General features: G+C 47.7%; 4 protein-coding genes. 3 read left to right on the top strand and 1 reads right to left on the bottom strand.

From position 1 onward, the window contains the following. Window positions 1-2,223: 2,223 nt before the first annotated feature. Window positions 2,224-3,708: a hypothetical protein gene (locus GCWU000325_RS09075; protein WP_040599778.1), complete on the top strand. Its 1,485-nt coding sequence runs from the start codon at window positions 2,224-2,226 to the stop codon at window positions 3,706-3,708. Window positions 3,709-3,923: 215 nt separating this feature from the next. Here GCWU000325_RS09075 and GCWU000325_RS09070 read toward each other — a convergent pair whose 3' ends face one another. Then, on the bottom strand, window positions 3,924-4,523 hold the full coding sequence (locus GCWU000325_RS09070) for an O-methyltransferase (RefSeq protein ID WP_154646661.1): 600 nt from the start codon (window positions 4,521-4,523) through the stop codon (window positions 3,924-3,926). Window positions 4,524-5,090: 567 nt separating this feature from the next. Here GCWU000325_RS09070 and GCWU000325_RS09065 point away from each other — a divergent pair. Both GCWU000325_RS09065 and ruvB read left to right on the top strand, forming a co-directional pair. Then, a complete protein-coding gene (locus GCWU000325_RS09065; RefSeq protein ID WP_169303834.1) occupies window positions 5,091-5,336 on the top strand; it encodes a T9SS type A sorting domain-containing protein in 246 nt (81 codons plus the stop codon). Between the two features lie 241 nt (window positions 5,337-5,577). Continuing rightward, window positions 5,578-6,618 (top strand): Holliday junction branch migration DNA helicase RuvB, encoded by a 1,041-nt coding sequence (ruvB, locus tag GCWU000325_RS09060; protein WP_006256180.1) that lies wholly within the window; start codon window positions 5,578-5,580, stop codon window positions 6,616-6,618. Window positions 6,619-6,693 lie beyond the last annotated feature (75 nt).

Here is a 6,693-nt window from a genome sequence, read left to right as displayed (position 1 = left end):
CCGGTATTGATTCGGATCATCACTATTGGAAATAAAGTATTATCTATATAACCATTGGGCCGTTTTGAGAGACCAACCCTATGGGGTTGTCATTAAACCCTTGATCCGAGGCAGCGTTGACGCAAAGCGTCAACACTGCCCTGCCAAAAGACTAACCCCGATGGGGTTATTGCGAGTGGAAGTGCGTAGAAATGATCCGATTTTAGGCGGGAAATGGGTGCATGAACAGATGCGAGGTCGCGGCGATGCGCTTATTTATAAAGGAGGTCGCGTAGGGAGTATGTGATTTTTGGTAGAAAAGTATCTCATTCATAATTGCCATTGGTTGCAATGGGGTATTGGCGGGCAAGGTTGCGTGGGCATTATATGATTTTAAGCGGGAAATCGGCCATATCCCGCAGCAAGTTTACTTGGTCATGTGAGATAAAAAGCACGCAAACAAGCCCTTAGGCTTGGTCCTTTGGCAGAGCAGGGTTAAAGTGCATAGCGCTTTAACCCTGTTTAATGGGGCACGCCGTTTTGCAACCCCTTAGGGTTGGTCTTTCAAGGTTTTCCGCATATATGGATTAGGGTATTTTTGAGAGACCAACCCTATGGGGTTGTCATTGAACCCTTGATTTGTGGCAGGGTTGACGCAAAGCGTCAACCCTGCCCTACCAAAAGACTAACCCCGATGGGGTTATTGGCGGAGTAAATTGGGCGAAAGTTACGTAAAGTTGGATGAGTTATTGACATTTTTATAGTAGAGAGCGTAGAATGAGGGTTATTGGTGGGTGAAAGTGCGCGGAGGTTATGTGATTTCAAGCGGGAGGTTGGTCCGTTCATAGGTGTGGACGGTTGCGAGGGGTTATTTACGGGCGCCATTGTGCGACGTTTTTGCGGATTTATTCGATGAAATCGGGTGTTTTTGAGATATTCATTGGGCGGTGATGTGGTTATTTGCGGGCAAGATTGTGCAGAGTTTTTGTGATTTTAGGCGGAATATCGGTCATATTCCGTTGCGAGTTTATATGGGAGTGCGGAAAAAACATGCAAACAAGCCCTTAGGCTTGGTCTTTTGGTAGAGCAGGGTTAAAGTGCATAGCGCTTTAACCCTGTTTAGTGAGCCACTCCTTGGAGCAACCCCTTAGGGTTGGTCTTTCAAGGGCTCCGCGTATATGAATTGGGGTATTTTTGAGAGACCAACCCTATGGGGTTGTCATTGAACCCTTGATTCGAGGCAGCGTTGACGCTGTGCGTCAACACTGCCCTGCCAAAAGACTAACCCCGATGGGGTTATTGGCCGGTGAAAGTGCGCGGGGATTATACAATTTTTAGTGGGAGGTTAGTACGTTCATAGGTGTGGACGGTTGCGAGGGGTTATTTACGGGCGCCATTGTGCGACGTTTTTGCGGATTTATTCGATGAAATCGGGGATTTTTGAGATATTTCTTGGGTGGAGATGGAGGGATTGACGAGCGAATCTGCGCGGCGTTTGTGCGAGCTAAACGATAGAATTTTGAATTGTAATATGTAATTTTGGTGGAAATGTGGATGTTTTTATATAATTTGTGAGCTATTTATGTGAATATATACGGTAAATTGCGTATATTTAGACGCAGTTCGGGCGACAATGCGGTTGGTCGTGGGCGAATGTGGGTAAGAACTAAAAAATGTAGGTTTTACGGCGGCGGTTTCGTTGATTGCTTTGCATTGAAAACGGCAGGGAGAAAAATTGAAAATAAGTATCCAAAAAACTAATGTAAGGGAAATTGTCAACTGTTTACATATTTTGGGAAATGAGCCATATTTTCAAGTACTTTTGTTCATTATCAGCGATTTACGAAAATGCCCATGTCCGATTAGAGCAAGTCGGAAAAAGTGAAAATGTCCGATTAGAGCAACTTTTTGTCCGATTAGAGCAAGTCGGTTTGGGGTAAATCGTCCGAACTTTGCAAAAAGAAACAATACTTCAAGAGGCGAAGTGCGAAAAAATGGGAGGCAGGCTGAAAAATCACGCGGCAGTTACATGATTATTATATATAAGATGTGAGAACAGTGATACACCGCAGTCGGAATCTTCTTCGAGGCAAGGCAAGCGACAAGATGAGTCTCCCCAAGAACGACAAAAGACATTTAACTCAATTGGTGAAAGTCAATACATAAAAACAATTCAATCCTAACGCCCGGGCCTTCGATACGGCGTCGCTCCGAAAGGAGTTTCAACGGGGAGGCATTATGATTATGAAAAAGTATTTACTTAAGAACACTTACGCGGCGATCGTCGCGCTGTTCATTGCAATGATGGCCCTGCCCACCACGGCGCAGGCGCAGACCAAGTACAACCTCAAGATTTGCGGCACGCAGGTAACTTCCGACAACTGCGGCGACCTTTCCGTGATTGACGGCGTAGAGGGTACGGTGAAGTACGATCCGGACAACGAGACCCTCACTTTAGACAACGCCACAATTAAGACCAGCAAAAATTCGGCCATTTCTATTAACCAGGAAATGAAGATCAAGGTGGTAGGAAAGTGTAAAATAGATGCGGGCGACCGTACAGCAATCTACTCAACTAAATGGCTCTATATCTATAGCGAGCGAAACGAACTTGACGACCAATGTCTCGATGTGGTGAGTGGCGACTGTGCCATCTTTATAAACCATACCGACCTCATCATCAATAACTGTACTGTCAATACCAAGGGCACCGGCGCCAGCGGCGTGGGCATTGCCGGAAATCATGACGACGACAAAGCCAGGCTCAAGGTCAGAGGCAAGTATACGCGTGTAACGGCAGAAGGAAAGGAAGCCTCCATTTGCGACATTGTAGAGTTCTGGTTAACAGACTGCGACATTACTCAGCCCAAGAGGGCTAAGTACGACAAAAAGCTGAAGGGCGTGGCATTGGACGGAAAGTTGGTGAAAACCAAAGTGGTCATCGAGTCTGTACACATGTATGGCCTCTGGATTGCAGGCAGGCCGGTACACCCTGGCAACTACGACGACCTCACCGTGATTGACGGCGTGAAAGGCACGGTAAGCTACGACCCCGACACCAAGACCCTTACGCTCAACGGTGCCACCATCAGCGCCTCGGAAAGTTCAGGCATCGCAAACGATATTGATGGCTTGACTATCCGCCTTATCGGCGACAACACCATTACCTCTGAGGGAGACGCAGGAATGTACCATGTTTCAAACGGAGCCCTTACCCTTATAAGTTCGGACGGTGGATGGCTCAGGGTGAAAGGCCGTTTATTAGGTATTGTTAACAAGGGACTCGACACCGAGGGCACCATCACCGTAACCGGTTGCGCTATGGAAGTAAGCGGAAATTATCATGGATTGTATGGCGGAAAGTGGGAATTCGACCACTGCACCATACGTGCGAAAGCCAGCAACATCTATGATGAACACGATGGCAGCATCTGCTACTTGAAAGAGATACCCAAGTTTACCGGCTGCAGAATAACCAGTCCTGACGGAGCGTACTGGAAAAAGCACCAAGGCATCAACTTTACAATCGGCTACTGCCTCTTCGGCATGGACGACAAGATTATAAGCGACTGGGTAACCATAGCAGACCCAACGGGCATCAACACGCCGACCATCGACACCACAGCCAAGCAAGGCATCTACACGCTCAGCGGCGTGAAGCTCAACGGTGAGATGAAAGACTTGCCGAAGGGTGTGTATGTTGTGAATGGAAAGAAAGTAGTGAAGTAAGTGATGCTGTAATGAGTGGTTATTGATTAACTACTGTTGCACCTAAACAAAGCCTTCCGCCCCTCAAAGAATAGGATGCGGAAGGCTTTCATTGTAACGTGAGTTGGGTATAAGCGAGGCTCTCTAAAAAATTATGATTGTGAGTTGTTCTTTATAATTTATGGCGGGCTGTAAACAGTTTCTGATAGTTCCTTATAAGCAAACTCACGTTACATTTACATTTTCCGAATCAAGGTTAAGCCGTCGCGAAGGGGTAAGATGACGGTTTCAACACGCTGATCGTGCGCCACGCGACGATTAAATTCGCGTATGCCCTTTGTTTGCGGATCATCATCATAGGCCGGATCGATCACGTGTCCGTCCCAGAGCGTATTATCTGCCAGCAAGAGGCCGCCCGAGCGCAAACGCGGCAATACGAGATCGTAATACGTGCAATAGTCGCGCTTATTGGCATCGATCAAGGCCATATCATAGACCTCATTTTCTTTGGGTAGCAAGTCTAAGACGTCGCCAATGATCAATTCGATGCGCGGCGGATAAGGCGCACCTTCCAGCCACGGCCGCGTGAAGTCTTCTTGCTCATCATTGATCTCGTAAGTGCGTATGAGTCCGTCGGCTTCCATTCCCGCCGCAATGCTTAATGCGCTGTAACCGGTATAGGTACCGATTTCCAGCACCCGCTTCGGGCGCAAGAGTTTTGTCAGCAAGCGCAGCAGTGTCCCCTGCCAATGTCCGGAAGCCATACGCGGGCGCAGCAACTTCGTCTGCGTGGCGCGATAGAGGCGGTGCAGGTAATCGTCTTCCGGCGTAATCATTTCTGTAATGTAGGCTTCCAGCAAAGGGTCGCAGCCGTCTGCACCTTCAAACGTATTGCCGCGTTTTTCCGGCAAACCTATTTCTTCATACTTCATACGAAATCTCTTCAAAAGTTCTTTTTAGGCCGGCAAAGTTCGCTTATTTCCCGACTAAATAAAAGTAGCACCGCAAAAAATACCCTCCTTATCTACCAATTTATAAGTTTTTGCCGCCGCGCGTTTGTCAGGTAAAACCCAATGTTATACCTGCATCAAGCAAATAAATTCTTTTATTATCTTCCATTTATCCTATAAAAATCTTATCTTTGCAACCAATTCACTCAATTAAGTCCTTTTATCATGAGAAATCGTTTCTGATTCAGCATCTGCCATTCGGCCGATTTTACCATCGATTGAGGTGCGCTGACGGACAACGATTTTTTCAGTCTCATCCGTCAGCCATTGCTGCGGAGCGACTTAGGCAATGGCAGCATCACAGATAAAATGCAGAAAGCAGAAAAAACGAAAGCTGTTTGCCTACAAGCAAGGACAAAATCTTTAAGCAATTCAAACGCAAACCATCAAGTTATGGAAGATATTGCACAGCAAACAAGCGAAACTCAACATGCTATGATAGAAGTAAAGGCTGAAAAAGGCGTAGCGCACATTACCAACCGACAAAGCGCGGCTGATTTGATACATATATATAATATGTCGGGTCAATGTGTATATAAAGTGACGCTCAGTGCGCAATCTGAAATAACCATTCCCCTTGCTCAAGGTCGTTATGTCTTAAAGATGTCGACGGCCGACGTTGAAATCAGCATCGAATGAGGCGCTAATGATGCATCAATGCGCCTTTTTCGTAAGCGCCCGCTTTTCTTCCGCTTTTTAAGACGGAAAAGGCTCTCTACACCAAGTTGTTTTCTATTTTTACGGATCTGAAAACAATCTACTTCAGCAACTATTTTCCCCCTTTTGCGCCGTTTCTGCGCCCTTTTCTTGCCGTCAAAATAAAGTTTGACCTGATTTCAAACCTTATGGCTACGATTTTCTTCGTATCTTCGCTACGATTATGCAAGAAGATACCTTCGACATACGCTCCCGACAAGCTTCGCCCACGCCGCAAGAGCGTGATTTTGAAAACGCTTTGCGACCGTTGCGCTTCGACGATTTTAGCGGACAGCAGAAAGTGGTCGATAATTTGCGCGTCTTCGTAGAAGCAGCCAAGTATCGCGGCGAACCGCTCGACCATACTTTGCTCCACGGCCCGCCGGGCTTGGGTAAAACGACCTTGGCCAATATTATTGCCAATGAGTTGGGCGTAGGTTTCAAACTGACTTCAGGTCCTGTGCTCGATAAGCCGGGCGATTTGGCCGGACTCTTAACAAGTCTTGAGCCCCACGACGTCTTGTTCATCGATGAGATACATCGGCTCCAACCCGTCGTAGAAGAATATCTCTATTCGGCTATGGAAGATTACCGCATCGATATTATGATCGACCGCGGTCCAGCTGCTCGCTCCATTCAGCTTGATTTGAATCCTTTTACATTGATTGGCGCGACAACGCGCAGCGGATTGCTGACCGCTCCTTTGCGGGCGCGCTTCGGCATCAACTTGCATTTGGAGTATTACGATGCACTGACCATCGGTAGCATTCTTACGCGCAGTGCTGGCATCTTGGGCGTGCCGCTCAAAGATGAGGCACGCAAGGAAATAGCCGGCCGCAGTCGCGGAACGCCGCGTATTGCCAATGCGCTCTTACGCCGTGTGCGCGACTTTGCACAAGTAAAGGGCACGGGAACGATTGATCCGGAAATCGCAAACTTTGCTTTGGAAGCACTCAACATCGACCGTTACGGCCTCGACGATACGGATAACAAGATTCTGCTGACGATTATCGACAAATTCAAAGGCGGACCTGTCGGCATAGGTACGATTGCCACGGCTATCGGTGAAGATCCGGGTACACTCGAAGAGGTTTACGAACCCTTCCTTATCAAAGAGGGCTTTATCCGCCGCACGCCACGCGGACGTGAGGTCACTGAATTGGCCTTTAAGCACCTTAACCGCCCGCTGCCTCGCACGCAGCCGGAGCAACCCTCGCTTTTCTGAACGCAGCCGTCGGGAAAGGAAAATCGTTAATAGCATCAAACCATCGTCAACCGTGCTGCCACGTTGTGTAGCAAC

The sequence above is a fragment of the Alloprevotella tannerae ATCC 51259 genome (assembly GCF_000159995.1).
GTDB lineage: Bacteria > Bacteroidota > Bacteroidia > Bacteroidales > Bacteroidaceae > Alloprevotella > Alloprevotella tannerae.
This window is presented reverse-complemented; position numbering and strand designations above follow the sequence as displayed.

What these genes read in the sequence shown, in the direction of transcription:
- GCWU000325_RS09070 (WP_154646661.1), bottom strand. Translation starts at nt 4,523, where the DNA reads ATGATTACGCCGGAAGACGATTACCTGCACCGCCTCTATCGCGCCACG.
- GCWU000325_RS09065 (WP_169303834.1), top strand. Translation starts at nt 5,091, where the DNA reads ATGGAAGATATTGCACAGCAAACAAGCGAAACTCAACATGCTATGATA.
- ruvB (WP_006256180.1), top strand. Translation starts at nt 5,578, where the DNA reads ATGCAAGAAGATACCTTCGACATACGCTCCCGACAAGCTTCGCCCACG.
- GCWU000325_RS09075 (WP_040599778.1), top strand. Translation starts at nt 2,224, where the DNA reads ATGAAAAAGTATTTACTTAAGAACACTTACGCGGCGATCGTCGCGCTG.